The 24937-nt window shown below is 71.1% G+C and carries 26 protein-coding genes; 10 read left to right on the top strand and 16 right to left on the bottom strand.

Annotated features, from left to right (window positions below; translation table 11 throughout):
* Positions 1–32: 32 nt before the first annotated feature.
* Positions 33–1022, bottom strand: a complete 990-nt coding sequence (locus BM004_RS34040) for a LysR family transcriptional regulator (protein ID WP_256220175.1) — start codon at positions 1020–1022, stop codon at positions 33–35.
* 125 nt (positions 1023–1147) lie between these two features.
* On the opposite strand from BM004_RS34040, the gene BM004_RS34045 reads away from it, so the two are divergent.
* From BM004_RS34045 to BM004_RS34055, 3 genes are read left to right on the top strand one after another with little or no spacing between them, the layout of a single operon-like run.
* Entirely contained in the window at positions 1148–2485 is a 1338-nt protein-coding gene (locus BM004_RS34045) for a DUF3100 domain-containing protein (protein WP_093134607.1), read from the top strand.
* A 27-nt stretch (positions 2486–2512) separates the two neighbouring features.
* Positions 2513–3691 (top strand): M20 aminoacylase family protein, encoded by a 1179-nt coding sequence (locus tag BM004_RS34050; RefSeq protein ID WP_093220159.1) that lies wholly within the window; start codon positions 2513–2515, stop codon positions 3689–3691.
* Between the two features lie 4 nt (positions 3692–3695).
* Positions 3696–5081, top strand: coding sequence for an L-serine ammonia-lyase (locus BM004_RS34055; protein WP_177206700.1), 1386 nt, complete (start codon positions 3696–3698; stop codon positions 5079–5081).
* Positions 5082–5105: 24 nt separating this feature from the next.
* Here BM004_RS34055 and BM004_RS34060 read toward each other — a convergent pair whose 3' ends face one another.
* Positions 5106–5741 (bottom strand): VOC family protein, encoded by a 636-nt coding sequence (locus BM004_RS34060; protein ID WP_093220164.1) that lies wholly within the window; start codon positions 5739–5741, stop codon positions 5106–5108.
* 28 nt (positions 5742–5769) lie between these two features.
* Entirely contained in the window at positions 5770–6636 is an 867-nt protein-coding gene (locus tag BM004_RS34065; RefSeq protein ID WP_093220231.1) for a fumarylacetoacetate hydrolase family protein, read from the bottom strand.
* A 123-nt stretch (positions 6637–6759) separates the two neighbouring features.
* Between BM004_RS34065 and BM004_RS34070 the strand changes: the two genes are divergently transcribed.
* From BM004_RS34070 to BM004_RS34085, 4 genes are all read left to right on the top strand, one after another.
* On the top strand, positions 6760–7683 hold the full coding sequence (locus BM004_RS34070; RefSeq protein WP_093134621.1) for a LysR substrate-binding domain-containing protein: 924 nt from the start codon (positions 6760–6762) through the stop codon (positions 7681–7683).
* A 69-nt stretch (positions 7684–7752) separates the two neighbouring features.
* Positions 7753–8583 (top strand): isocitrate lyase/PEP mutase family protein, encoded by an 831-nt coding sequence (locus BM004_RS34075; protein WP_093220167.1) that lies wholly within the window; start codon positions 7753–7755, stop codon positions 8581–8583.
* Between the two features lie 40 nt (positions 8584–8623).
* Entirely contained in the window at positions 8624–9250 is a 627-nt protein-coding gene (locus tag BM004_RS34080; RefSeq protein ID WP_093220234.1) for a uracil-DNA glycosylase family protein, read from the top strand.
* Between the two features lie 140 nt (positions 9251–9390).
* On the top strand, positions 9391–9708 hold the full coding sequence (locus BM004_RS34085; RefSeq protein ID WP_256220176.1) for a RidA family protein: 318 nt from the start codon (positions 9391–9393) through the stop codon (positions 9706–9708).
* 2 nt (positions 9709–9710) lie between these two features.
* On the opposite strand, the gene BM004_RS34090 is transcribed toward BM004_RS34085, so the two are convergent.
* The 7 genes from BM004_RS34090 to BM004_RS34120 form a co-directional block, all read right to left on the bottom strand.
* Positions 9711–11405: an amidohydrolase gene (locus BM004_RS34090; RefSeq protein WP_256220177.1), complete on the bottom strand. Its 1695-nt coding sequence runs from the start codon at positions 11403–11405 to the stop codon at positions 9711–9713.
* 1 nt (position 11406) lies between these two features.
* Entirely contained in the window at positions 11407–12402 is a 996-nt protein-coding gene (locus BM004_RS34095; protein WP_093134628.1) for a Bug family tripartite tricarboxylate transporter substrate binding protein, read from the bottom strand.
* 65 nt (positions 12403–12467) lie between these two features.
* Entirely contained in the window at positions 12468–12824 is a 357-nt protein-coding gene (locus tag BM004_RS34100) for a cupin domain-containing protein (protein WP_093134631.1), read from the bottom strand.
* Positions 12825–12848: 24 nt separating this feature from the next.
* Positions 12849–13877 (bottom strand): quinone oxidoreductase family protein, encoded by a 1029-nt coding sequence (locus BM004_RS34105; protein ID WP_093220239.1) that lies wholly within the window; start codon positions 13875–13877, stop codon positions 12849–12851.
* Positions 13878–13888: 11 nt separating this feature from the next.
* Complete coding sequence (locus tag BM004_RS34110; RefSeq protein WP_093134633.1) at positions 13889–14797, bottom strand: beta-keto acid cleavage family enzyme; 909 nt, start codon at positions 14795–14797, stop codon at positions 13889–13891.
* Complete coding sequence (locus tag BM004_RS34115) at positions 14794–15555, bottom strand: SDR family NAD(P)-dependent oxidoreductase (protein ID WP_093220170.1); 762 nt, start codon at positions 15553–15555, stop codon at positions 14794–14796. Before BM004_RS34115 ends, BM004_RS34110 begins: the two co-directional genes overlap by 4 nt.
* 20 nt (positions 15556–15575) lie before the next feature.
* Positions 15576–16442, bottom strand: coding sequence for a dioxygenase family protein (locus BM004_RS34120; RefSeq protein ID WP_093134638.1), 867 nt, complete (start codon positions 16440–16442; stop codon positions 15576–15578).
* Between the two features lie 130 nt (positions 16443–16572).
* Between BM004_RS34120 and BM004_RS34125 the strand changes: the two genes are divergently transcribed.
* Positions 16573–17622 carry a LacI family DNA-binding transcriptional regulator gene (locus tag BM004_RS34125; protein ID WP_093134641.1) on the top strand — a complete coding sequence of 350 codons (1050 nt, stop codon included), beginning with the start codon at positions 16573–16575 and terminating at the stop codon, positions 17620–17622.
* A 40-nt stretch (positions 17623–17662) separates the two neighbouring features.
* Here the strand turns inward: BM004_RS34125 and BM004_RS34130 are convergent, their stop codons facing one another.
* From BM004_RS34130 to BM004_RS34140, 3 genes are read right to left on the bottom strand one after another with little or no spacing between them, the layout of a single operon-like run.
* A complete protein-coding gene (locus BM004_RS34130) occupies positions 17663–18013 on the bottom strand; it encodes a hypothetical protein (protein WP_093220173.1) in 351 nt (116 codons plus the stop codon).
* 38 nt (positions 18014–18051) lie between these two features.
* Positions 18052–19737 carry a hypothetical protein gene (locus BM004_RS34135; protein WP_093220175.1) on the bottom strand — a complete coding sequence of 562 codons (1686 nt, stop codon included), beginning with the start codon at positions 19735–19737 and terminating at the stop codon, positions 18052–18054.
* A gap of 55 nt (positions 19738–19792) precedes the next feature.
* Positions 19793–19987 carry a YjiS-like domain-containing protein gene (locus BM004_RS34140; RefSeq protein ID WP_093134649.1) on the bottom strand — a complete coding sequence of 65 codons (195 nt, stop codon included), beginning with the start codon at positions 19985–19987 and terminating at the stop codon, positions 19793–19795.
* A gap of 113 nt (positions 19988–20100) precedes the next feature.
* Between BM004_RS34140 and BM004_RS34145 the strand changes: the two genes are divergently transcribed.
* Positions 20101–20991, top strand: coding sequence for a LysR family transcriptional regulator (locus tag BM004_RS34145; RefSeq protein ID WP_093134651.1), 891 nt, complete (start codon positions 20101–20103; stop codon positions 20989–20991).
* 30 nt (positions 20992–21021) lie between these two features.
* Here the strand turns inward: BM004_RS34145 and BM004_RS34150 are convergent, their stop codons facing one another.
* From BM004_RS34150 to BM004_RS34160, 3 genes are all read right to left on the bottom strand, one after another.
* A complete protein-coding gene (locus tag BM004_RS34150; RefSeq protein WP_093220178.1) occupies positions 21022–22059 on the bottom strand; it encodes an aliphatic amidase in 1038 nt (345 codons plus the stop codon).
* 251 nt (positions 22060–22310) lie between these two features.
* On the bottom strand, positions 22311–22820 hold the full coding sequence (locus BM004_RS34155) for a hypothetical protein (RefSeq protein WP_093220181.1): 510 nt from the start codon (positions 22818–22820) through the stop codon (positions 22311–22313).
* Positions 22817–23845: a LysR family transcriptional regulator gene (locus tag BM004_RS34160; RefSeq protein ID WP_093220184.1), complete on the bottom strand. Its 1029-nt coding sequence runs from the start codon at positions 23843–23845 to the stop codon at positions 22817–22819. The genes BM004_RS34155 and BM004_RS34160 overlap by 4 nt, the downstream gene beginning before the upstream one ends.
* 95 nt (positions 23846–23940) lie before the next feature.
* Here BM004_RS34160 and BM004_RS34165 point away from each other — a divergent pair, with 95 nt between their 5' ends.
* Positions 23941–24936 carry an NAD-dependent epimerase/dehydratase family protein gene (locus tag BM004_RS34165; RefSeq protein ID WP_093220186.1) on the top strand — a complete coding sequence of 332 codons (996 nt, stop codon included), beginning with the start codon at positions 23941–23943 and terminating at the stop codon, positions 24934–24936.
* Position 24937 lies beyond the last annotated feature (1 nt).

Below are 24937 nucleotides of genomic sequence, written 5' to 3' on the forward strand. Positions count from 1 at the left end.
ACGGGCCGTCCGCGCAACGCCGTTGCCGCCGGCTACGCCGCGACGCGGCGCTTGCGCGCGGCCGGCCGTTTCTGCGGTGCGGCTGCGGGTGCCGGTGCCGGCACCGCCAGGTCGGTGTAGCGCCGCATGTCGGCCACGATGCGCCGCAGCAGCTCGCTCGCGGCCGGCGACAGCATGCGGCCGTGGCGCGACACGATGTGCGAGCGCCCCTGCGACAGCAGCGGGTTCTTCATCGGCAGCTCGATCAGCTCGGGGTTGGTGGCGCTCGGCGTGAGCGAGATGCGCGTGCCCAGCGTGTAGCCCAGCCCGGCCGACACGAAGTGGCCGAGCGCGCTGAACGAGGTGGTGGTGAGCAGCGAGGGCAGCCGCACGCCCTCGCTGATCTCGGCCGCCTCGATGTGCTGGCGCACGCCGAAGTTGCGGTGCAGCGTGGCGCCGGGGTAGGGCAGCAGGTCGGCGAGCTTCAGCGGCCGGCCCAGCTGCGCGAGCGGGTGCGAGCGCAGCACCATCGCCTGGATCGGCTGCGGGTGCGACTGGTGCGAGGTGAGCCGCTCGTCCCTGGGCGGCTGGAACAGCATGCCGATGTGGGCGCGCTCCTCGACCACGCGCCGCACGATCTCGTCGGTGCTGGCCACGTCGAGCTCGACCGTGATCTTCGGGTGCGTGGTCATGAACTCGCGCAGGCTGTGGCGCATGAGCCAGTCGACGTAGCCCTCGCCGGCCACGATGTCGATGTGGCCGCGCTCGATCTTGCGGATGCTGTCCATCTGCGCCATGAGGTGCTGCTTCTGGCTGTTCTGGCGCCGCACGTAGCCGGCCAGCATCTCGCCCGCGTCGGTGGGCACCACGCCGCGGCCGTGGCGCTCCAGCAGCGGCACGCCGCACTCCTGCTCGAGGATGCCGATGGCGCGGCTCACGGCCGAGGGGTCCATGTCGAGCACGTCGGCGGCGCCGCGCACCGAGCCGCTGTCGAGCACCTGCATGAAGTAGCGCACGCGGCGCGTGTCGAGCTTGTCGTCCATCGCCCGGTCTCCTGAGTGTTGCATTCGATGCATCGAATATCCCGATTTACGGTCATTGATGCAAGAGGCCTGCATGCGGAAACTTGCCGGCATTCGTTCCAACCGCGCCAGATGAGCCCCCACCGATGACCTCTGCTGCCTCCGCTCTCGCCACCGCCGCGCCCTCCGGCGCCTCCGGAAAACTCAAGCTCGCGCTCGTCACCCTGGCCATCGTGGCCGCGGCCGAGCTGATCGGGCCGGTGCAGTTCAGCGTCGGCCCCGGCAAGGTGGCGCTGCTGCCGATGCTGTGGGCGCTGCTGATCGCGGCCGTGTGGGGCATCGCGCACCGCCGCGTGCCGGGCGTGGTGCGCGTGGCGACCGCCGAGCAGACCTTTGCCGGCGGCCTGCTGAACGCGGGCCTGCTGCTGTTCGTGGTGAAGCTGGGCCTCACGGTCGGCGCCGCGCTGCCGCAGGTGAAGCAGGCCGGCTGGGCGCTGCTGTTCCAGGAGTTCGGCCATGCGCTGGGCACGCTGGCGCTGGGCCTGCCGCTGGCGCTGCTGCTGGGCATCAAGCGCGAAGCCGTGGGTGCCACCTTCTCGGTGGGCCGCGAGGGCAACCTGGTGATCATCGGAGAGAAGTACGGCATGGCCTCGCCCGAAGGCCGTGGCGTGCTGGCCGAGTACATCACCGGCACCGTGCTGGGCGCGCTCTTCATCGCGGTGCTGGCGGGCTTCATCGCCAGCCTGCACATCTTCGATCCGCGCTCGCTGGCCATGGGCGCCGGCGTGGGCTCGGGCAGCCTGATGGCGGCGGCGCTGGGCGCCATCGCCGCGCAGCAGCCGGCCGAGATGCTGCCGCAGCTCACCGCCATTGCCGCCGCGTCGAACCTGCTGACCACCGTGGCGGGCTTCTACTTCACGCTGTTCCTCTCGCTGCCGCTGTGCTCGTGGCTCTACGGCAAGCTGGAGCCGGTGCTGGGCCGTTTCTCGAAGCGCGGCGCGCAGGACGCGGGCACGGCCGCCGTGTCGCAGGTCAGCGTGGGCCATGGCGGCGCGCTGCCGCTGCGCCACACGTTCATCGCCTGGGCGGTGGTGGGCGGCGGCGTGCTCATCGGCAATTCGCTGACCTACAAGGTGCCGATGCTGGTCTCGCTCGAAGGCATGGCCGCCGTGGTGGCCATCGCGCTGGTGGTCGAGGGCATCAAGCGCCTGCTGCCGCGCCTGCCGATGGTGCTGGTGCTGTCGGTGGTGGCCACCGTGGCGGGCATTCCGGGCCTGTTCCCGTTCTCCGACGCGCTCATTGCCATCACCGCCAAGCTCAACTTCCTGGCCTTCACCACGCCGGTGCTCGCGCTGGCCGGCTTCTCGGTCGCGAAAGACCTGCCGGTGTTCCGCCAGCTGGGCTGGCGCATCGTGGTGGTGTCGCTCACCGCCACGGCCGGCACCTTCCTGGGCGCCACGCTGATCGCCGAATTCTTCCACTGACAAGACAACCCACGAGAGGCCCACGCCATGTACCGCGACCCCGAAATTGCCGAAGACACCCGTGCCCGCATGCTGAGCTGGCGCCGCGACATCCATGCCAACCCCGAGACCGCCTTCGAAGAGCACCGCACCGCCAACGTGGTTGCCAACGCGCTGATGCTCATGGGCCTGCCCGTGCACCGCGGCCTGGCCGGCACCGGCGTGGTGGGCACGCTGAAGAACGGCGAGGGCCCGAGCATCGCGCTGCGCGCCGACCTGGACGCGCTCAACATGCAGGAGCTGGGCACGCAGGCGCACGCCTCCAAATGCGTGGGCAAGATGCACGCCTGCGGCCATGACGGCCACACCGCCATGCTGCTGGGCGCGGCCGAGCACCTGTCGCGCCACAAGCCCTTCAAGGGCACGGTGCAGTTCATCTTCCAGCCCGCCGAGGAGAACGAAGGCGGCGGCCGCGTGATGGTGGAAGAGGGCCTGTTCGACCAGTTCCCGGCCGACGCGGTGTACGGCATGCACAACTTCCCGGGCCTGCCGCGCGGCAAGTTCGCGATCCGCAAGGGCACCATGACGGCCTTTCTCGACACCTTCGAGATCGTCATCACCGGCAAGGGCAGCCACGGCGCCATGCCCGAGACCGGCATCGACTCGGTGGTGGTCTCGGCCCAGCTCATCAACGCGCTGCAGACCATCGTGAGCCGCCGCACCGGCGCAACCGACTCGGCCGTGGTGAGCGTCACCCAGATCCACGGCGGCGACACCTGGAACGTGATCCCCGAGACCGTGGTGCTGCGCGGCACCGTGCGCACGCTGGACGCCGCCATCCAGGACAAGACCCAGGCCGCGATGCAGCAGATCTGCGACGGCGTGGCCGCCACGCATGGCGCCAGGGTGGCGCTCGAATACCGCCGCGGCTACCCCGGCGTGGTGAACACGCCCGCCGAGACCGACGCCGCCATTGCCGCGGCCGCCAGCCTGGTCGAGCGCGAGCAGGTGCACACCGACATTCCGCCGGCCATGGGTTCGGAAGACTTCGCCTTCATGCTGCAAAAGCGCCCGGGCGCGTACATCGGCATCGGCGCGGGCGAGGGCCCGAACGACCCGAACGTGCACAACCCGTACTACGACTTCAACGACAACATCCTGCCGCTGGGCGCGGCGTACTGGGTGGCGCTGGTGAAGCAGCAGTTGCCTGTACCTGCAGGGGCATGATGCGCTGATGCTGTCCGCCTTCGACATCTTCAAGATCGGCATCGGCCCCTCGAGCTCGCACACCGTGGGCCCGATGCGCGCGGCGCTGATGTTCGCGCAATCGCTCGCGCCGCGCGGCGTGCTCGCGCGCGTGGTGCGGCTGCAGGTGGACCTGTTCGGCTCGCTCGGCGCCACGGGCCACGGCCACGCGACCGACCAGGGCGTGATCCTCGGCCTGCTGGGCGAGGCGCCCGACACGGTGCGGCCCGAAACCGTGCAGCCCCGGCTCGACGCGCTGCGCCGCAGCGGCCAGCTGAGCCTGCTGGGCACCACGCCCATCGCCTTCGACCGCGTGCGGGACATCGCCTTTCGCGGCGAAGAATCCTTGCCCGAGCATCCCAACGCGATGCGCTTCACGGCCTTCGCGCGCGACGGCACCGCGCTGGCCGAGGCCACGTACTTTTCCGTCGGCGGCGGCTTCGTGGTCGAAGGCGGCCAGGCCGTGGCCGAGACGGTGGCCACCGCCGCAACGGTGCCGCACCCGTTCACCACCGGCGACGAGCTGATGGCGCAATGCCGCGCCAGCGGCCTCTCGGTGGCCGCGCTGGTCATGCGCAACGAATGCACGTGGCGGCCCGAGGCCGAGGTGCGCGGCGGCCTGCTGCGCATCTGGGGCGTGATGCGGCAGTGCGTGCAGCGCGGCTTCGGCATCGACAACCCGCTGGCCGCGCAGCCCATGCCAGGCCCGCTGCGCATGCGCCGCCGCGCGAGCGAGCTGCACCGCGAACTGCTGGCGCAGGCCGGCGCGGCCGACCCGCTCGCGGCCATGGACTGGGTCAACGCCTTCGCCATGGCGGTGAACGAGGAGAACGCCGCGGGCGGGCGCGTGGTCACCGCGCCCACCAACGGCGCGGCCGGCGTGGTGCCCGCGGTGATGCACTACTACCAGCGCTTCGTGCCGCAGGCGAGCGACGAAGGCATCGTCGACTTCCTGCTCACCGCGGCGGCCATCGGCATGCTCTACAAGACCAACGCCTCCATCTCGGGCGCCGAGGTCGGCTGCCAGGGCGAGGTGGGCGTGGCCTGCTCGATGGCAGCGGGTGCGCTGGCCGCGGTGCTCGGCGCGTCGCCGGCGCAGGTGGAGAACGCGGCCGAGATCGGCATGGAGCACAACCTCGGCCTCACCTGCGACCCGGTGGGCGGCATGGTGCAGATTCCATGCGTGGAACGCAACGCGATGGGCGCGGTGAAGGCCATCAACGCGGCGCGCCTGGCGCTGCGCGGCGACGGCAGCCACTACGTGTCGCTCGACGCGGTGATCCGCACCATGAAGCAGACCGGCGAGGACATGAAGTCCACCTACAAGGAAACCTCGCTGGGCGGGCTCGCGGTGAACGTGGTCGAGTGCTGACGCGCTCGGCTCGGCTTTCAGCGTTCAGGGCACGAACATGTCCCACGGCCCCTTGCCCGCCGGCAGCCCGGGCCGCGCGGTGAGCGATTCCAGCGGCTCGCCGGCCTCGAAACGCGCGATCAGTGCCTCGGGCTCGAACACCACGCCCATGAAGTTCTCCGCATAGGCGCCGCCCGCGAAGAAGGCGCTGGTTTGCGCCGCGGTCTCGAACACGTCGTGCTGCAGCTCGAGCCGGTGGCCGTCGGGGTCGCGGTAGTACATCGACACCGTCGGCCCGTGGTTGATGCACCAGTAGGGCCGGATGCCTTGCGCGGCCAGCCGGCGGTAGTTGGCCAGCAGCTCGCCCAGCGAGCCGTAGGTGAAGGCGATGTGCTCCAGCCCGGTGCTGGCATCGGCCTCGTGCTTCAGGCCCGGCGGCGCGATCAGGCCGATGCGGTGGTGCTCCTCGTCGTAGGTCAGGAAGCACAGCATCTCGTTCTCGAACGCGGGCTGGGCCTGCAGCACCTCGAGGTACCAGGCGCGCGAACGCGCGAGCTCGCTCACGCGAAGCACCACGTGCGCGAGCTTGACGGGGCGCAGCGCGGTGCGCGTGAAGTCGGGCAGGGCGCGAGCGGGCAGCGTGCGCGCGGGCGCGGGCATGGGCGTGGCGATGTCGTTCATGGGTCGTCTCCTTTTTGGGGCGCACTGCTCAGGCGGCGGGCTCGGCCACCACGCGGTTCTCGAGGTGGCCGATGCCTTCGATCTCCACGCGCACCACGTCGCCCGGCACCAGGTAGCGCGGCGGGTCCATCAGCCCGCCCACGCCCGCGGGGCTGCCGGTGGTCAGCACGTCGCCGGGCTCCAGTGTGAAGGCGGTGCTCAGCTCGACCAGCATGGCCTCGATGCGGTGGAGCATCTGCGCGGTGTTGCCGTCCTGCCGCAGTTCGCCGTTGACCCAGGTGCGCAGCCGCAGCGCGTGCGGGTCGGCGACTTCGTCGCGCGTCACCAGCCAGGGGCCGAACGGGCCGTGCGTGTCGAAGGACTTGCCCAGCGTGTGCGTGGGCGCGCGCATCTGCCAGTCGCGCACGCTCAGGTCGTTCACCACCACGTAGCCCGCAACCATGGCCATCGCGTCTTCGGCGCGCACATGGCGGCAGCGCCGGCCGATGACCACGCCCAGCTCGCCCTCGTAGTCGAACTGGTCGGACACGCGGGGCTTGTGCACCGCGTCGAACGGGCCGGCCACGCACGACACCTGCTTGTTGAACCACACCTGCCCCGGCGCCCGCACCAGGCCCACCTTGGCGGCTTCCTCCAGGTGCGAGGCGTAGTTGCCGCCCAGGCCGAGAAATTTCTGCGGCGCCGGAATGGGCGCGGCCAGCCGCACATCGGACAGCGCCACGCGCGGTGCATCGGCCAGCGCCGCGTGCAGCCACGCCATGCCGTCGTCGCCGCGCGCGAGCAGTTCGCGCAGCCCGGCCGGCGCGCCGGGTTGCGCGCTCAGGTCGGCGATGCCGTCGTTTCGGACCACGCCGAAGCGAAGGGCGTCGCGGTGGTGGAAGCTGGCGAGTTTCATGGGGTGAAGGTTGACCGTGGCGGAGCGATCGATGATGCTGGTGGAACGAACGCAGAACAATTCGCTGCAAAAGAACGGATCGTTCCGCAGGCAGAACAAAACAGAGCGAGACATGAGCAAGACATGGAAGACTTCAACGACCTGGCCCTCTTCGCCCACGTGGTCACGCAGCAGGGCTTCAGCGCCGCGAGCCGCCACCTGGGCATTCCCAAGTCGCGCCTGAGCCGGCGCGTCTCGCAGCTCGAGGAGCGCATGGGCGTGCGCCTGCTGCAGCGCAGCTCGCGCCGGCTGCTGCTCACCAGCGTGGGCCGGCAGTTCTACGAGCGCTGCCAGGCGACGGTGGCCGCGGGCGAGGAGGCCTTCGACGTGGTGCGCCAGGCCACCACGCAGCCGCAGGGCCTGCTGCGCGTGAGCTGCCCGTTCACGCTCGCGCAGTTCTGGCTCACGCCGCTGATCCCGGCCTTCATGCGCGCCTGCCCCGGCGTGCGGCTGCAGCTGGAGGTGAGCAACCGGCGCGTCGATCCGCTGCAGGAGAACATCGACGTGGTGCTGCGCGTGCGGCGCCCGCCCTTCGAGGATTCGAGCCTGGTCGCACGGCGCCTGGGCGGCACGGTCGACGTGCTGCTGGCGAGCCCGGCGCTGGTGGCGCGGCTCGGCATGCCGCAAACGCTCGGCGAGCTGGCCGCGTGGCCGGTGCTGTCGCTGCCCGCCGAGAACGAGCGCTACCGCTGGACGCTGGAACGCGGTGTGCAGAAAGAGATGCAGGAGTTGTCGTTCACGCCGCACTTCGTCACCGACGACATGTTCGCGCTCAGGCATCTGGCCGAACAGGGCATGGGGCTCGCGCTGCTGCCCGAGATCATGTGCCGCGACGCGCTGGCCGAAGGCCGGCTGGTGCGCCTGTGCGGCGAATGGGCCTGCGCGGCCAGCGAGATCCAGGCCGCTTTCGCCTCGCGGCGCGGCATGCTGCCGGCCGTGCGCGCCTTCATCGACTACCTGCTGCAAAACCCGCCGGGCGAGGCGGCCGGGCGCACGGGCTTATCCTGAGCGCCCGGATTTTCGCCAGCCTTGCAGACCCCCCACAGACGCCCACACCAAGAAAGCCGAGGCCCCGCCATGACCCGCACCGTCGCCGAGAAACGCGCCGCCTTCCGCGCCCTGCACGCGCAAGGCTGCTTCGTCATTCCGAACCCATGGGACACGGGCAGCGCGCGCTTTCTCGAAGGCCTGGGCTTCCAGGCACTGGCCACCACCAGCTCGGGCTTCGCGTGGTCGCAGGGCCAGGCCGACGGCGCCATGTCGCGCGAACGCATGCTCGGGCACCTGCAGGAACTGGTGGAAGCGACCGACCTGCCCGTGAACGCCGACTTCGAAAACGGCTTCGCCGCCGACGCGCAGGGCGTGGCCGCCAGCGTGCGCCTGGCCATCGAGACCGGCGTGGCGGGCCTGTCCATCGAGGACTCGACGGGCGACGCCGCCGATCCGCTGTTCCCCATCGACGTGGCGGTGGAGCGCCTGCGCGCCGCGCGCCGGGCCATCGACGCGTCGGGTGCCGACGTGATGCTGATCGGCCGCGCCGAGAACTTCTTCGCCGGCCGCCCCGACCTCGGCGACGCCATCGCGCGCCTCAAGGCCTATTCGGATGCCGGTGCCGACTGCCTCTACGCCCCCGGCATCAAGACCCGCGAGCAGATCGCGGCCGTGGTCGCCGCCGTGGCGCCCAAGCCGGTCAACCTGCTGGTGGGCGCGGCCAGCGAACTCACCATGCAGGACATCGCCGAGCTCGGCGTGCGCCGCGTCAGCGTGGGCGGCGGCATGGCGCGCGCGGCCTGGGGCGGCTTCATTCGCGCGGCGCGCACGCTGGCCCGGCAGGGCCGCTTCGACGGCTTCGCGGACGCCGCGGCGGGCAACGAACTCAATGCCTTCTTTCGTCCCTTCGCCGAATGAAGGTCCGCAAGTCGAAGGTGCGCCAGTCCGGTTGAAGGCCATGGACGCGCTGCTCACCGAAATCCGCGCCTGCCACGCCTGCGCCGTGCACCTGCCGCTCGGCCCGCGGCCGGTGGTGCAGGCCAGCGCGAGCGCGCGGCTGCTCCTCATCGGCCAGGCGCCCAGCCTCACCGTGCACAGGACCGGCGTGCCATGGGACGACAAGAGCGGCGAGCAGCTGCGCCGCTGGCTCGGCATCGACCGCGTCACCTTCTACGACGCCACGCGCGTCGCGCTCATGCCCATGGGCTACTGCTACCCGGGCCGCGGCACCAGCGGCGACCTGCCGCCGCGCAGGGAGTGCGCCGCGCTGTGGCACGACAAGCTGCTCGCGCACATGAAGCAGGTCGAGCTGACCCTGCTCATCGGCCAGTACGCGCAGCGCCACTTCCTCGGCAAGACGGCGCGCGCTGGCGTCACCGAGACCGTGCAGGCCTTCGCCGACTACGCGCCGCGCTTCATCCCGCTGCCGCATCCCTCGCCGCGCAACACCGGCTGGTTCAAGCACCACCCGTGGTTCGAGAGCGATGTGCTGCCGGTGCTGCGCGAGCGGGTGCGCCACGCCCTGGGGCCCGCGCCATCCTTCGTCGTGGAACGAAGCGAGGAGGCGCCTTCGCCGGCACCATAGGGCGCTTTCCCCCTCCACAGAAAGCGCCCCCATGCCACGCGAAGTGATCCGTGTCGAACCGCTGTCGACCTACCTGGACAACTGGAAGGCGCCGACCTCGGTGGTCACGCGGCACGGCGGCACGGCGGCACGGCGGCACGGTGTACGTGTCGGGCCTGCCGCCGTTCGACCCGGCCACCGGCCAGGTGGCCGACGCACCGCTGGAGCGGCAGACCGAGCTGGTGCTCGACCAGCTCAAGCTGTGCCTCGAAACCGCCGGCTCCTCGCTGGACCACGTGCTCAAGTGCAACGTCTACTGCACCTCGGTGGAGAAGTTCGCGGCGGTCAACGCGATCCATGCGCGCTATTTCCCGAAAGACCCGCCCGCGCGCATCTTCGTCTGCGTGCCCGCATGGCCGGGGCGCTTCGACATCGAGATCGACTGCATCGCCGCCCTCCGCACTGCATTCAATGCCTGACTTCAGGGTGCCGAGGCCACCGAGGCGGTGGCCGCGCCGAAGGGCTGCGCCGCATGGACCACGCGCCCGCCCACCACCGTCATCAGCGAGGTGGTCTTGCCGATGCGCTCCAGCGGCACCGTGAAGAAGTCCTGGTCGAGCACCGCGAAGTCGGCGAGCTTGCCCACCTCCAGCGTGCCGCGCCGGCCTTCGTCGAAGCTGAACCACGCGCTGCCCGCCGTGTACAGGCGCAGCGCTTGTTCGCGCGTGGGCGTTTCGTCGGCGCCGCGCATGGCCTTGCCGCTCACCGTCTTGCCGTCGAGCATCCACTGCAGCGCGACGAAGGGGTTGTACGAGGCCACGCGGTGCGCGTCGGTGCCCGCACCCACGTTCACGCCCGCTCGCAGGGCCGTGCCGATGGGCGGCATGCGCCGCGCGGCCTCGCCGCGCACGGCCAGCGCGCGGTCGCCCTGGAAGTACATCGCGTCCTGCATGGTCCAGCCGATGCCCAGCGCCTTCATGCGCGCGAAGGTCTCGGGCGAGGCGTCGTCCAGGTGGGCGATGGACCAGCGCAGGTCCTTCAGCGGCACCTCGGCGTTCAGCTTCTCGTACAGGCCGAGCAGGTGGTCGACCGAGCCGTTCTCCTGCCAGTGGATGGTGACGGCCAGCCTCTGCGTGGCCGCCCATTTCACGAGCTCGTAGAACTTCGCCTTCGCGGCCTCGTCGGGGAAGTTGTTGTTGTACATCGCGAGCGTCACGCGTTCGCCCAGCCCGTTGAACTTCAGCATGTCGTCGCCGAAGCCCATCGGCAGCATCTGCGTGAGGTCGCGGAACTCCTGCAGCTCGGCGCCGGGCTTCTGCGCGAACACGCTGTAGGCCACGCGCAGCGTCAGCGCCTTCTCGCGCCACAGCGCGAACAGCGCCGCGTACTGCGAAGGCGCGATGCTGAAGCCGCCCGGGTCCACCAGCCCGGTGACGCCGAGCCGGTTCAGCTCGGTGAAGAAGGCGCGCGTGCCGGCCAGGTTGTCGTCGTAGGTAGGTTTGGGCAGCTTGTCGAACAGCGCCGAGATGCCGACGATGTCGCCGGTCATCCAGCCCGGCGCGCCGTCGGGCGAGGCCTTCATGCCCACGGGCAGCGTGCCGGCCGGCACGCCCAGCGCCTCGAGCGCCTTGGGCGTCATCACCACCGCTTCGTAGAAGAGCTGCACGTACACCGGGTTGCCGGGCGCGGCCTCCTGCAGCTCCGCCAGGGTCGGGCGGCGGCGCTCGGCGAACTGCTGCTCGGTCCAGCCGCCGGCCACGATCAGCCAGCCGCCGGGGCGCGCGCTGGCTGCGGCGGTGCGGATGCGCGCCATGGCTTCGGCGATGGTGCCCGCGCCGATCCAGTTGACCTCGGTCGAATAGCTCAGCGCGGCGCGCACCGCGTGCATGTGCGAGTCGATGAGGCCGGGGATGACGGTGCGCCCGCCGGCGTCCACCGTCCGTGTGGCGGGGCCCGAGAGCGCGCGCATCTGCGCGGCGTTGCCGACGGCCACGATGCGCCCGTCGCGCACGGCCAGTGCCTGCGCGGTGGCACCGCCGGCGTCGAGCGTGGCGATCTTTGCATTGGTGAGGACGAGGTCGGCCGGTTGCGCCTGCGCGGCAACGGGCAGCAGGAGGCTGGCGGCAAGGGCGGCAAGGGCGGCAAGGGCCACGGCCATGAAGTGCGTGCGGGCCATGTCAGTCGACCTTGATGCTGGCAGCCTTCACCACCTGCTGCGCCTTGGCCGTCTCGTCGACGATGAACCTGTTGAACTGCGCCGAAGGCATCGTGAAGGGTTCGGCGCCCAGCTTCTCGAGCCGCTCCTTCAGCTCGGGCGACACCATGATCTTCGCGACCTCGGCCTGCAGGCGCTCCACCACCGGCTGCGGCGTCTTCGCGGGCGCGAACAGGCCGACCCAGAACAGGTACTCCGAGCCCGGCACGCCGGCCTCGACCGTCGTCGGCGCACTTGGCAGCGCCGACGAGCGCTTGCCCGTGCCCACCGCGAGCGCCTGCAGCTTGCCGCTCTGGATGAGCGGCAGCGCCGACACCATCGGCGCGAAGAACCAGTCGACGCGCCCGGCCATCACCTCGGTCATGGCCTCGGGCGTGCCGCGAAAGGGCACGTGCTGCGCGTCCAGGCCGGCGGCGAGGCGGAACACCTCGGCGTTCATGTGCGTGGCCGAGCCGTTGCCGGCCGAGCCGTAGTTCAGGCCGCCGGGCTTGGCCTTGGCTTTCGCGACCAGGTCCTTCACGTCGGTGAAGTGCGACGGCGCGGTGACCAGCACGTTGGGCAGGCTGGCCATCGGCGTGATGCCGGTGAAGTCCTTGAGGGTGTCGTACGACAGCCCCTTGTAGATCCACGGGTTCACGAGGTGGCCGGCCGAATGCACCAGCAGCGTGTAGCCGTCGGCCGGCGCCTTGGCCGTGAGGGCCGCGCCCAGCGTGCCGCCGGCGCCGGGCTTGTTGTCCACGATGACGCTGGTGCCCAGCACGGGCCCGAGCTTCTCGGCCACGAGGCGCGCGACGATGTCGGTGCCGCTGCCCGCGGTGAAGGGCACCACGAGCTTGATGGGCTGCGTGCCCGGCCACGGGCCCTGCGCGTGGGCGCCGGGGAGCGCGCAGGCGGCCAATGCCGCGGCCAGCGCCGTTGCCAGCGTCCGCCGGCGGCTCCAGGTGAATGTCTTCTTCATGCGTCTTGTCTCCGTTGATTTATTGGGTTGAGCGATGAATGACTGACTGATGAAAGAAAGGGCCGCTACGGCGGCGGTGCGTGGGGCATCACCAGCGCAACCAGCACGGGCCGGTTGCCGCGGTTTTCCAGCTGGCGCTTTTCGCCGGGGGCGAAGCGGCAGCTGTCGTAGGGCCCGAGCACTTCTTCCCAGCGCGCGCCGTCGATCTCGCCCACCACGTGCAGCTGGCCTTCGAGCACGAGGTAGAGCTTTTCCATGGGCGAGCCGTCCAGGCCGGTGTGGCCGCCGGGCAGGATCTGGCTCATGCCCATCCACATCTGCGTGGAGGGGCCGGCTTCCTTGCCTTGCAGGCGCAGGCAGCGCATGTCGAAATGGTTGGGCGCCTCGTAGTGCGGCGCCGCGTCGAAGCGGGTGACGTGCATGGCGTGGGGTTCCTTGCAGGCGGTTCAGGGGCGCAGCACGACGCGGTCGGTGCTGCCCGAGAGCACCAGCCGGTAGGCGTCGAGCGCTTCGTCGAGCGTGAAGCTGCGCGCGACCGGAAAGGGCTTGAGCGTGCCGCGCTCGAAGCCTTCGCGCATGGCGTCGAGCTGCGCGGTGCTCGCGATGCAGTCCATGGCCAGCGAGTCGATGCCCACGAAGGTGTGCATGCCGCGGTAGAACGCGAAGATGTCGAAGGGCACCGCGCGGTCGTGCGTGGCAATGAAGATCTGCGTCGCGCCCTTGGCCATGGCCTTGTTGGCCGCTTCGAAGTAGGCGCTGCCCACGGTGTTGTAGACGATGTGCGCGCCGCGCCCGTCGGTGAGCTCGCGCACCCGCGCGCCCACGTCGGCGTGGTGGCGTGCGTCGATCGCATCGACCGGCCCGCTCGCAAAGCCCTCGAAGGGGCCTTCGCGCCGCTGCACCGCGATCACGCGCGCGCCGGCCTGCGAGGCCAGCTGCACCGCCGCCTGGCCGACCTTGCCGTTGGCGCCGAGCACCAGCACCGTCTGCCCGGCCTGCGGCATGCCGCTGCGGCGAAAGCCCTCGTACGCGGTGACGAAGGGCACGCCCACCGCGCCGGCCTCGTCCATCGAAATGCCCTGGGGCTTGGCGCGCAGCGCCTGCGCGGGCAGCACGAGGTAGCGCGCATGCGAGCCGTCGCGCGTGATGCCGACGTCGCCGCCGGAGCCGTAGACCTCGCGGCCGATCCACTCGGCGGGGCCGCTCACGACGGTGCCCGCAAAGTCGCGCCCCGGGGTGCGCGGCCACACGGCCTGCGGCATGATGCCCAGCGTCGCCTTCACGTCGCTCGGGTTCACCGCGGCGGCGGCGACGCGCACCACGGCATGGCCGGACGGCGGCGTGGGTTCGGCCTGGGCAGCGGCTTCGAGCCGCAGCGCGTCGAGGGTGGCGGCCTTCTCGGTCACGCGCAGTGCGCGCGCCGGGTGGGCCGGGTGGGCGGCCTGTGCGGTGTGCGTGGTGTGCGTGGTGTGCATCGCGGCGGCGCTCATCGTGCGGCTCCCTGCACGGCGCGGGTGTCGGCCAGGCCCAGCATGGCGCGCGCCTCGCGCGGGTTGGCCACCTCGCCGCCCAGGCTCACGAGGATGTCGCGCGCCTTCGCCACCAGTTGTGCGTTGCTCTCGGCGAGCACGCCCTTCTCGAGGTAGATGTTGTCCTCCATGCCCACGCGCACATGGCCGCCCAGCAGCCAGGCCTGCGCGACGATCGGGAACTCCATGCGGCCGATGCCGAAGGCGCTCCAGAAGGCGCCGCGCGGCAGCATGTTGCGTGCGTACAGCAGCGTCTCGGGCGTGGGCGCGAAGCCGTACTTCACGCCGAGCACGAAGGTCCACATGGCGGGGCCGTCGAGCGTGCCGTCGGCGATCAGGTCGAGCGCGAGGTTGATGTCGCCCGAATCGAAGATCTCCAGCTCGGGCTTCACGCCGGCCGCGCGCATCACCTGGGCCATGCGCCGCACGTTCTTCGGCGTGTTGATCACCACGTCGGGGCCGGAGTTCATGGTGTTCAGGTCGAGCGAGCACACGTCGGGCCTGATGAGCGCGATGTGCTCCACGCGCTTTTCCGGTGGCAGCAGCGTGGTGCCGGGTGCCGCGACCTTCGGGTCTTCCTCGCTGGGAACGAAGCGCCCGCCGGGGCCGGTCGTGAGGTTCACGATCAGCTCGCGGTTCTCGCGGCGGATGCGCTCCACCACTTCGCGGTACAGCTCGACCTCCATGGAGGGCTTGCCCGTTTCGGGGTGGCGCACGTGGATGTGCACCTGGCTCGCGCCGGCCTCGGCCGCGGCCAGGCATTCGTCGGCGATCTGCACCGGCGTGATCGGCAGGTGCGGCGTCTGCTCCGGCTTCACGAGGTTGCCCGTGACGGCGCAGGTGATGAGGGTCTTGGCGGCGCTCACAGGTGGCGCCCTCCGTCGACCACGATGCGCGTGCCGGTCACGAAGCGCATCGTGGTGGCCAGCGCCTCGACCGTGGCGGCCACGTCGTCGGGCTGGCCGATGCGGCCCAGCGGCGTGGTGCTGGCCATCTTGTCGGCGAACTCCGCGCCGCGCCCGGGCACGAAGCCCGAGGCCACCGCGCCCGGCGACACCGACACCACGCGCACCGCCGGCGCCAGCGCCTTGGCCAGCGCGTCGCCCACCACGTCGAGCCCGGCCTTGGCCGCCACGTAGGCCAGGTTGCTGCCCACGCCGGTGAAGCCGGCAATGGACGAGATGTTGGCCACCAGCCCGTCGCCGCTGGCCTTCAGCATCGGCGCGAAGGCGCGGATGGTGGCGAACACGCCGCGGAAGTTGGCGCGCACCATGTCGTCGATGAGTTCGTCGGTCAGCGCGTCGAGGTCGGCGGCCGGCACGGGCTGCGTGTGGCCCGCGCTGTTCACCAGGATGTCGCAGCGCCCGAGCGTGGCCTGCACCTCGGCGGCGGCGGCGTTCAGGCTGGCCGTGTCGACGATGTCGGCGCGAATGGCGGCATGGCGCTGGCCGTGGGCCGAGGGCAGGGCGGCGGCGCGCGCGGCGCCATCGCCCTTGCGGTGCAGCAGCACGCAGGTGGCGCCCAGCGCGGCCAGGCGCACGGCCGTGGCGTAGCCGATGGCGCCGAGGCCGCCGGCGATGACGGCGACCTTGCCGTCGAGTCGGGATACGGGGTCGAAGCTCATGGGGAGTGTCTCGGGTTGAGTCAGGGAATGGGGGGGCGGGGGAACTTCATCTCGCCGGGTTCGAGCTCGAAGTCGTGGTGCATCGATGCGGTCTTGCCGTCGGGGGCCAGCGCGAAGCGGCCGATCAGCCGGCGCGTCACGCCGAAGGTCGGGTCGCTCTCGAGGTTCTCGTCGTCGTCCGCGAACACCTGCGTGATCAGCACCTTGTGGCCCGGCTTGCTCACCATGAAGTGCAGGTGCGCGGGGCGATTGGGGTGGCGCAGCTGCGCGCGCAGCAGCACGCCGCACGGCCCGTCGGTGGGCACCGGGTAGCCGGCGGGGCGCACGCTGCGAAAGTGGAAGCGGCCCTCGGCGTCGGTGTCGAAGCGCCCGCGCAGGTTCATGTCTTCCTGCGCCGGGTCCTGGTTCTCGTAGAGGCCGACCGGCGAGGCCTGCCACACGTCGACCGTGGCATCGGCCACCGGCCGGCCCTGGGCGTCGCGCACCGTGCCCGTCACCTCGAGCGGAATGCCCGGCGTGCCCGAGCGCGCGATGTTGTCGCCCAGCGCGCAGGCCGGTGCGTTGGCGCGCCAGAACGGCCCGAGCAGCGCGGCCGGCGACTCGCCGTGCGGGTCCTGGTTGTTCTGCAGCGCCACCACGGTCGACACGCCCAGGATGTCCGCCGCCAGCACCACCTCGTTCTTGGTCTCGCCGGTGGCGTGGCCGATGGCGACGATGAATTCGAGCGCCTGCTCGAACTCTTCCTCGGTCAGCTTCACCTCCTGGACGAAGGCGTGCAGGTGGCGCGTGAGCGCGTCCATCACGGTGCGCAGCCGCGGGTCGGGCGTGCGCTTCATGGCGTCGAGCGTGAAGCCCAGCACCGAGCCGGGAGAGGTGGCAATGTTCATGGCGGGTCTTTGCAATCGTTTGCACGATGTTAGTCCAAATCGCCGAAAAGTAAAATGGCGGGAATCCGGGGTTCAGGAATGAGGGTAAGTCACCCAAGACCGCCGTACCGGACGACAATCGTTTGCACCAATGAGCACCCGCCCGCCCGCCCCTTCTTCTCCGACCGCCCCCGTCACCATCCGCGACGTTGCCCGCGCCGCCGGCGTGCACGTGTCCACCGTCTCGCGCGCGCTCAGCCCGGAGAAGCGCTCGCTGATCAGCGACGAGGTGCTGCGCGTGGTCGAGGAGGCCGCGCAGCGCCTGGGCTACCGGCCCAACCGCGCGGCCTCGGCGCTGCGCACGGGGCGCACCCACACCATCGGCGTGCTGGTGCCCGACATCACCAACGCGGTGTTCCCGCCGATCCTGCAGGGCATCGAGGCCAGCGCGGCGGCGCGCGGGTACTTCGTGTTCGTCGCCAACGTGGTCGACCATGCGCTGGCGCGGCCCGTGCTGGAGCGCATGCTGGCGCAGCGCGTCGACGGCGTGGTCATGGCCACCGCCACGCGCGACGACCCGCTGGTCGACTTCGTCACCCAGGCCGGCATGACGGCCGTGCTGGTCAACCGCGCCGACGAAACCGGCCGCCTGCCCGCCGTGGTGAGCGACGACCGGCTCGCGATGAAGCTGGCGGTCGACCACCTCGTGGGCCTGGGCCACAAGCGCATCGCGCACCTGGCGGGCCCGCAGACCATTCCCACCGGCGTGGGCCGGCGCCTGGGCGTGGAGCAGGCGCTGCGCGACCACCGCATGAAGCCGTTGCGCGTGGTCGAGTGCGCAAGCTACAGCCGCGAGGCCGGTGCCGCCGCCATGAAGCAGATGCTGGAGGCCGGTGCCCCGCCGCAGGCCGTGGTGTGCTGCAACGACCTGGTGGCGCTGGGCGCCTACGACGCGTTGCGCGAGGCCGGCCTGCGCGTGCCGCAGGACATCTCGGTGACGGGCCACAACGACATGCCGCTGGTCGACATGGTCGACCCGCCGCTCACCACCATCCGCCTGCCGCACCGCGAGCTGGGCTGGCGCGCGGCCGAGATGCTGTTCGAGGAGATCGACGGCCACTCGATGTCGGCCTCGACCGTGGTGCTGCGCCCGGAGCTGGTGGTGCGCAAGTCGACGGGTGCGCCGGCAGCGGCACGCTGAGCGCCGGCGGGGCTGCCGGCGGGCCTACTGCCTTACTGGCCTACCACCAGCGGGCGATGTCGTCGCTCAGTCCCGCCAGCAGCAGCGCGACGGCGACCAGCGCGACGATGCACTTGGTGCGCCGCGACAGCCCCTGCTTCGGCGCGAAGGCCTCGGCGCCGCCGCTGCTGAAATGCACGCCGCAATGCGGGCACTGCCGCACGTGGCCGAAGATGGGCTCGCCGCAACGCGCGCAGGGCACTTCGCCGGGGCCAGGGCCGGGTTCTGGCGAGGGCGCGGCGTCTCGCGCCGCCTGCGCCGCGGCGCGCTGCCTCAGCCGCTGCTGCTCCAGTCGGGCGCGGCGTTCGCGGTGCGCGGCCAGGTCGATGGGTTCGTTGGGCTTGTCGGACATGAACGGAATCGGGTGCGGAATCAGGTGCTAAATCAGGTTCAGCGTACCCGCGGCGCGGTCTTCCTGCGAGCGGCCGGCCGTCGCGGCGGCTTGGCCTCCAGCACCAGCTCGGCGGGCAGCTGGTCGTTCCACGATTCGGTGAAGTAGGCGCGGTCGCTCGGCACCAGCTGCGGCAGCGCTTCGCGCAGCAAGGCCAGCGACTGCTCGGCCGCCTTCAGGTCGCCCGCGTGCGCCGCATACCAGGCGTGCTCGAACAGCAGGCTGCAGTGCTGCAGCCCCGGATAGCGGCGGCGCCCGGCCTGGTGGTCGGCCAGCCGCGCCTGCGCCACCTGCACCCAGCGCGCGGGCCAGTTCGTGGCGTCGAAGGCGTCGGCGAGCGGACCGGCCAGCCTGGAAACGGCGGCGGGGTCGAGCGGCTTCTGCGCGCGGAACTGCGCGAGCGCGGGCGGCTTCTCGTGGTCGCCGGGCCGGCAGTGGCCGCGCGCGATGCGCATCAGGTAGATCGCGTTCCACGCCGAGCGGCCCTGGCCGTCGGTGTGGCCGCAGAGCCATTCGCTGAAGGCGATCCACTGCACCGCGCGGCGCGTGGTGTCGGCGTTGCCGTCGTGCGCCAGCGCGGGCAGGTCGGACAGCCCCACGCGGTCGAACAGCCACGCGGCCATGCCCATGTTGGCCGCCACGTGCTGCGCCGCGTCGAACGAGTGCGACTCGAACGCCGCCGCCAGCGCCTCGCCGAAGCGGCGCAGCGATTCCTCGGCCAGCGCGGCCGCGGCCGGCTTGTCGTCGGCCGCGAGCCCCAGCGCGCGCGAACGGCAGGCCAGCGCCCACAGGTTGCACCACTCGAAGCGCACGTCGGGGTGGTGGCGCAGCACCAGCGCGCGCGCCGCGTCTTCGGCCATGCCGGCCAGCAGCGACTGCGCCAGCGGCAAGTCGCGCGCGGTGTAGGCGCACCAGGCCGAGACGATGCATTCCATCGCGCCCAGGTAGTCGTTGCCCGCCACATGGTGCGCGAGCCGCTGCTTCTTCAGCGCCTGCAGCCGGCGGCGCGCCTGCTCGTTGTCGCCGAGCCGGCGCCACAGCATGGCCTCGTTCAGCGTGACCAGCGCGCGCTGGAAGTCGGTGGCGGCCAGCGTGCCGGCCAGGCGAATCGACTCCAGCGCGCTGCCGTTGCCGTCACCGCCGGCCACCGGCGCCATGAGCCGGCCTTGCCGCGCCGCCTGCTGCGAGGCGACCAGCTGCTTCCAGAAGGCCGCGTCCTGCAGGTGCACCGCATCGGGCGGCGCCGAGCCGGTGGCCGGTGCCGCCTGCGCCTTGCGCGAACGCAGGCCCAGGAACGACGCCACCTCCGCCGCCGTGGCCGGGCGGCCGTCGACCCGCACGCGCACGCGCTTCGCCTCGGCCGCCGGCAGCCAGAACGGGCCCTGGCTGCGCCGTTCGGCGTTCAGGAAACGGGGCTCGCGCTGCGTGTCCTCGCCCCAGCCGACCTCGATGTCCCAGGCCTTGAAGTCGCGAAACGCGCGGCTCACCACCATGCGCAGCGTGCTGGCGTCCGACACCTCGCCGCGCAGGTCGGCCAGCCGCACGACGCCGTCGGCGGCCTCGTGGGCGTGCTGCATGCGCACCAGCAGCCAGAGCGACTGGAAGGCCGCGCGCCGTTCGTTGACGGACTGCGGCGACGTGAGTTCGATGAACAGGGGGGCGGGTGAAACAACGGGCTTGGGCACGCCCCGAATTGAACCTCAAAACGGGCGCGATGCCTGAAGAAAAGCGCCGCGCTGCTCAGTACCGGTGGCGGTCCAGCAACTCGGGCACCTCGCTGCGCCCGATGCCCAGGTCGCGCAGCTCGTGCTCGCTCATGCCGGTCAGGTGCCGCATGTCGGCACGCGCACGGCGGCCGTTCACCACGCGGCGGCGCCAGCCGCGCAGGGCATGGATCAGGCGTTGATGAAAGGACGTTGGCTTCGGCGCTGTCACGATGGGCTCCTTGGTTGGGAGCGCCCATCTTCTTGCGGTGCGTGATATTGTGGAAGTTGAGATTCCTGACACCGCCGATCAGTTTTTCTGATACCTGAGAAACCCGCCACCCCATGCGACAGCTCAACCTCGACCAACTGCGCACGCTCATCGCCATCGCCGACCTCGGCACCTTCTCGGCCGCGGCCAAGGCGCTGCATCTCGCGCAACCCACGGTGAGCCTGCACATCAGCGAACTCGAGTCGCGCCTGGATGCGCCGCTGGTGCTGCGCGGCAACCGCCGCATCACGCCCACGGCCGCGGGCGCGGCGCTGGTGGAGCGCGGGCGCAAGCTGCTGCGCGACACCGACGATGCCGTCGAGGCGGTCAAGCGCCAGGCCGAAGGGCGCGTGGGCCGCGTGCGGCTGGGCACGTCGACCGGCGTGCTGGTCGACCTGCTGCCGCAGGTGCTCGAGGCGCTGGGCGAGGCGCACGCGGGCATCGACGTCGAGGTGAGCATTCGCGGTTCGTACGAGGCCATGGAGCGGCTCGCGGCGGGCACGCTCGACATCGGCCTGGTGGCGCTGCCGCAGCCGCCGGTGCGCGGCATCGTGGTCGCGCCGTGGTGCGAGCAGCCCATGATGGCGTTCGTGCCGCAGCGCTGGAAGGCGCCCAGGCGCGTCACGCCGGCCTGGCTGGCGGCGCAGCCGCTGATCTTCAACGAGGCGACCACGCACATGTATCGCCTCACCATGGAGTGGTTTGCCGCGGCCGGCTTCGCGCCGCGCGCGCGCATCGAGCTCAACTACGACGCGGCCATGCGCAGCCTGGTGGCGGCCGGCTACGGCGCGGCGCTGCTGCCGCTGCAGCAGAGCACCGACACGGCGCACAACGAGCGCATGCGGATCCTGCCGGTGACGCCCAAGCTCACGCGGCGCGTGGGCATTGCGCACCGCCAGCCCGCGCTGCTCGACGGTGCGACGCTCAGCGTGCTGAAGGTGCTCACGGCGTTCCGCCAGGCCTGAGCATGGGGAGCCGGGTGCTCGGTCGCGGACTCAGTCCCGCGTGACGGGCCCGTGCGGAATGCCCTCTATCGGGCACTCCACCGTGCCGATGGTGCTGCGCGTGAACGCCTCCACCTTGTCGCGCGCGGCCTGGGGGTCGTTGACCCACTGCGCATAGAAATCGAACGGGCAGTCCGCCACGCCCTTGTCGCCGTCGCCCGAGTTGACGATGCCGGTGTAGCCGCGGTGCAGCAGCTTGAACAGGTGGTTCTGCGACTGGCCGTTTTTGCGCGCGTCGCGAATGAGGCCCATCGACAGCTCGGCGTAGTTGATGCCCATCTCTTCCTCGCCGCATTCGCCGAGCGTGCGTCCGTCGAAGCCGATCAGCGCCGAGTGGCCGAAGTACGAGTACACGCCATCGAAGCCCGCCGCGTTGGCCACCGCCACGTAGGTGTTGTTCATGAAGGCCATGGCCTTGGACACCAGGATCTGCTGCTCCTTGGCCGGGTACATGTAGCCCTGGCAGCGCACGATGAGCTCGGCGCCGCGCATGGCGCAGTCGCGCCAGATCTCGGGGTAGTTGCCGTCGTCGCAGACGATCAGGCTGATCTTCATGCCCTTGGGGCCGTCGCTCACGTAGGTGCGGTCGCCCGGGTACCAGCCTTCGATGGGCGTCCACGGCATGATCTTTCGGTACTTCTGGACGATCTCGCCCTGGTTGTTCATGAGGATCAGCGTGTTGTACGGCGCCTTGTTCGGGTGCTCTTCATGCCGCTCGCCGGTCAGCGAGAACACGCCCCACACGTTGGCGCGGCGGCAGGCGTCGGCAAAGATGGCGGTCTCCTCGCCGGGCACCGTGGCCGCGGTGTCGTACATCTCCTTGGCGTCATACATGATCCCGTGCGTGGAGTACTCGGGAAAGACCACCAGGTCCATGCCCGGCAGGCCCCGCTTCATGCCGACCAGCATCTCGCCGATCTTGCGGGCGTTGTCCAGTACCTCGGCCTTGGTGTGAAGGCGAGGCATCTTGTAGTTGACGACCGCGACGCCGACGCAATCGCTGCTGCTCGAAATATCACCATGTCTCATGACGCTGCTCCTGAAGGGTGGTTGAGAGAAAAACAAAAAAGCCCGAGCCGGTGTTCAACCGATTCGGGCTTGTCTGTGGGGCGGCGGGCAACGGGTTCGTGTCGTCGGAGCCGATTGTTCTCAACTCGGCGCAGGCTGCACATACGTCATTTCGCTGATTGCGGCGGGGCTCGGCGCGTTATGCATCCGGCCCGCGCTCAGCGCGGCTATCTCGCGGTCCGCGTTCAGCGCGACTGCCTTGTGGCCCGCGCTCAGCGCGGGCGTGCGTACTCCGACTCGATCCACGCGGTGGCGCTCGACGCCGTGAGCCTGAACGCGGGCGACACGTTCACGCTGGCGAGTTCCGAGTCGTCGGCGTCGTCGTATGCGGTGAGGGTGGCCGAGGGGTTGTCCTCGTCGGGCACGATGGCCAGCGTCACGCGCACGCGCTGGTCGTTGCGCGCGGTGACGGTCACGCTCTTGTTGAGCGTGGCGTGCAGGTGCTGCTCGTGGCGGCGGATGACTTCGGCGGCGGTCTTCACCAGCGTGGAGAAGGCGGGGCCGTCCAGCGGCTTGGGGTTCTTCTTGTCGCGGCCCATGGTCCAGGGGCCGACGAGCGCGGGCTCGGGGTCGCCCTGGCGGGTCATCTCGACGGCCCAGCCGTCGTCTTCCTCGTTCTTGATGACGCGGGCGGTCCACAGGCCGTCGCGCCAGAGGCGGGCCTCCCGCAGGGGAAGGGAGTCGGAGTCGGTCGGTTCGGTCGGATCGTTGAGGTCGGTCATTCGGTGGTGTGTGTTCTTGCGCGGGCCATTTTCCCCTGTGCGCCGGCCGCTTCGGGCGCGCCAACGTACTGTTGCAGTCCGCCGGCCAGCGCGTCGAAGGCGGCGCGGCAGCGCGGGCTGTGGCGCAGGTCCTCGTGCATGGTGACCCAGGTGTCGAGCTTCATCGAGAAGGCGCGCGGCAGCAGGCGCACCAGCGCGTCGCTGCGCCGGGCCAGGCCGACCTGGCAGATGCCGATGCCCGCGCCCGCACGGATCAGCGCGAGCTGCGCCAGGTCGCTGTCGGTGCGCAGCGAGAAGGCGTCGCGGGTGTAGCCGGGCAGCGCCTTGCCCGCGCTGCCCGCGCTGCCCGCGCTGCCCGCGCTGCCCGCGCTGCCCGCGCTGCCCGCGCTGCCCGCACTCGCCGCCTTGACCGCATCGCGCACGAAGGCCGACGGCTGGTCGTAGCCGATCACCGCATGCGCGGCCAGCTCCTCCAGCTTGCGCGGCGTGCCGTGGCGCGCGAGGTAGTCGCGGTGCGCGTGGAAGCCCAGTTCGATGTGGCCGATGCGCCGCGCCACCAGCTGCTCCTGCTTGGGGCGCACCATGCGCACCGCGATGTCGGCCTCGCGGCGCAGCAGGTCCTGCACGCGGTTGGTCAGCACCAGCTCGACCTTCAGCGCCGGGTGCGCCTCGCGCAGCCGCGCCACGATGGGCGGCAGCACCTCCACGCCGATCACCTCGCTGGCCGACACCCGCACCACGCCGCGCACGCCCGTGCCGTGGCTGCTGGCGGCGCGCTCCAGCGAGGCGGCCGTGCTTTCCATGGCCTCGGCGTGGGTCTGCAAGGCCAGCGCCACCTCGGTGGGCAGCAGGCCGACCTGCGAGCGCGTGAAGAGCACCACGCCCAATGCCGCCTCGAGCGCGGCCACGTGGCGCCCGGCCGTGGGCTGGGTGATGCCCAGCGCGCGCGCCGCGCCTGAAAGAGAACCCTCGCGCAGCACGCCGAGGAAGGAGCGGTAGAGCTCCCAGCCGATGTTCGAAGTCATACGGAAATGTATAGCTGCTGGCTCATGTTCGGCAATTCCAATGCAACCTCGCCCAGCCCAGAATTCATCCATCGACACCTTTTCAGGAGCACTTCATGGCACGCAACGACACGGTTCTGGTTCTGGGCGCAACGGGCGGCATCGGCGGCGAAGTGGCGCGCCAGCTGCGCGACGCCGGCTGGGAGGTGCGCGCACTGAAGCGCGGCGCGACCGAAGGCCGCCGCGACGGCATCAGCTGGCTGGCCGGCGACGCGATGGACGCGCAGGCCGTGCGGGAGGCCGCCCGGGGCTGCGCGGTCATCGTGCATGCGGTCAATCCGCCGGGCTACCGCCGCTGGTCGGAGCTGGTGCTGCCGATGCTCGACAACACCATTGCCGCCGCCAGGGCCGAAGGCGCGACCGTGGTGCTGCCCGGCACGGTCTACAACTTCGGCCCCGACGCCTTCCCGCTGCTGGCCGAGGACGCGCCGCAGCACCCGCTCACGCGCAAGGGCGCGATCCGCGTCGAAATGGAGAAGCGGCTGGAAGACGCGAGCCGCCAGGGCGCCCGCGTGCTGATCGTGCGCGCCGGCGACTTCTTCGGACCGAAGGCCGGCAACAACTGGTTCTCGCAGGGGCTGGTGAAGGCGGGACAGCCGGTCAAGGCCGTGAGCTACCCGGGCCGCGCCGGCGTCGGCCACCAGTGGTCGTACCTGCCCGACGTGGGGCGCACCATGGTCGAGCTGCTGGCGCGGCGCGACCGGCTCGAGCCCTTCGCGCGCTTCCACATGGCCGGCCACTGGGACGCCGACGGCACGCGCATGAGCGACGCCATCCGCAAGGTGGTGGCACGCCACGCGCAGGGCGGCGGCGCAGCGGTGCGCGTGTCGGCCTTCCCGTGGTGGCTGCTGACGCTGGCCTCGCCCTTCGTCGCCACCTTCCGCGAGATGCGCGAGATGCGCTACCTGTGGCGCACGCCCGTGGGCATGGACAACGCGAAGCTGGTCGCCTTCCTGGGCCGCGAGCCGCACACGCCGGTCGAAGAGGCCGTGGAGGCGGCGTTGGAAGGCATGGGTTGCCTGGCCGCCGCACCGGCGGCGGTGGCGGCCTGAT

Source organism: Variovorax sp. OK212, assembly GCF_900112425.1.
In the GTDB taxonomy this organism is placed as follows: Bacteria; Pseudomonadota; Gammaproteobacteria; order Burkholderiales; family Burkholderiaceae_C; genus Variovorax.

Excerpts from the sequence above, each read along its gene's own strand:
- BM004_RS34155 (WP_093220181.1), bottom strand. The coding sequence starts at position 22,820 with ATGACCGACCTCAACGATCCGACCGAACCGACCGACTCCGACTCCCTT.
- BM004_RS34070 (WP_093134621.1), top strand. The coding sequence starts at position 6,760 with ATGGAAGACTTCAACGACCTGGCCCTCTTCGCCCACGTGGTCACGCAG.
- BM004_RS34060 (WP_093220164.1), bottom strand. The coding sequence starts at position 5,741 with ATGAACGACATCGCCACGCCCATGCCCGCGCCCGCGCGCACGCTGCCC.
- BM004_RS34145 (WP_093134651.1), top strand. The coding sequence starts at position 20,101 with ATGCGACAGCTCAACCTCGACCAACTGCGCACGCTCATCGCCATCGCC.
- BM004_RS34045 (WP_093134607.1), top strand. The coding sequence starts at position 1,148 with ATGACCTCTGCTGCCTCCGCTCTCGCCACCGCCGCGCCCTCCGGCGCC.
- BM004_RS34120 (WP_093134638.1), bottom strand. The coding sequence starts at position 16,442 with ATGAACATTGCCACCTCTCCCGGCTCGGTGCTGGGCTTCACGCTCGAC.
- BM004_RS34050 (WP_093220159.1), top strand. The coding sequence starts at position 2,513 with ATGTACCGCGACCCCGAAATTGCCGAAGACACCCGTGCCCGCATGCTG.
- BM004_RS34080 (WP_093220234.1), top strand. The coding sequence starts at position 8,624 with ATGGACGCGCTGCTCACCGAAATCCGCGCCTGCCACGCCTGCGCCGTG.
- BM004_RS34100 (WP_093134631.1), bottom strand. The coding sequence starts at position 12,824 with ATGCACGTCACCCGCTTCGACGCGGCGCCGCACTACGAGGCGCCCAAC.
- BM004_RS34105 (WP_093220239.1), bottom strand. The coding sequence starts at position 13,877 with ATGCACACCACGCACACCACGCACACCGCACAGGCCGCCCACCCGGCC.
- BM004_RS34150 (WP_093220178.1), bottom strand. The coding sequence starts at position 22,059 with ATGAGACATGGTGATATTTCGAGCAGCAGCGATTGCGTCGGCGTCGCG.
- BM004_RS34115 (WP_093220170.1), bottom strand. The coding sequence starts at position 15,555 with ATGAGCTTCGACCCCGTATCCCGACTCGACGGCAAGGTCGCCGTCATC.
- BM004_RS34095 (WP_093134628.1), bottom strand. The coding sequence starts at position 12,402 with ATGAAGAAGACATTCACCTGGAGCCGCCGGCGGACGCTGGCAACGGCG.
- BM004_RS34165 (WP_093220186.1), top strand. The coding sequence starts at position 23,941 with ATGGCACGCAACGACACGGTTCTGGTTCTGGGCGCAACGGGCGGCATC.
- BM004_RS34040 (WP_256220175.1), bottom strand. The coding sequence starts at position 1,022 with ATGGACGACAAGCTCGACACGCGCCGCGTGCGCTACTTCATGCAGGTG.
- BM004_RS34125 (WP_093134641.1), top strand. The coding sequence starts at position 16,573 with ATGAGCACCCGCCCGCCCGCCCCTTCTTCTCCGACCGCCCCCGTCACC.
- BM004_RS34160 (WP_093220184.1), bottom strand. The coding sequence starts at position 23,845 with ATGACTTCGAACATCGGCTGGGAGCTCTACCGCTCCTTCCTCGGCGTG.
- BM004_RS34065 (WP_093220231.1), bottom strand. The coding sequence starts at position 6,636 with ATGAAACTCGCCAGCTTCCACCACCGCGACGCCCTTCGCTTCGGCGTG.
- BM004_RS34090 (WP_256220177.1), bottom strand. The coding sequence starts at position 11,405 with ATGGCCCGCACGCACTTCATGGCCGTGGCCCTTGCCGCCCTTGCCGCC.
- BM004_RS34075 (WP_093220167.1), top strand. The coding sequence starts at position 7,753 with ATGACCCGCACCGTCGCCGAGAAACGCGCCGCCTTCCGCGCCCTGCAC.
- BM004_RS34130 (WP_093220173.1), bottom strand. The coding sequence starts at position 18,013 with ATGTCCGACAAGCCCAACGAACCCATCGACCTGGCCGCGCACCGCGAA.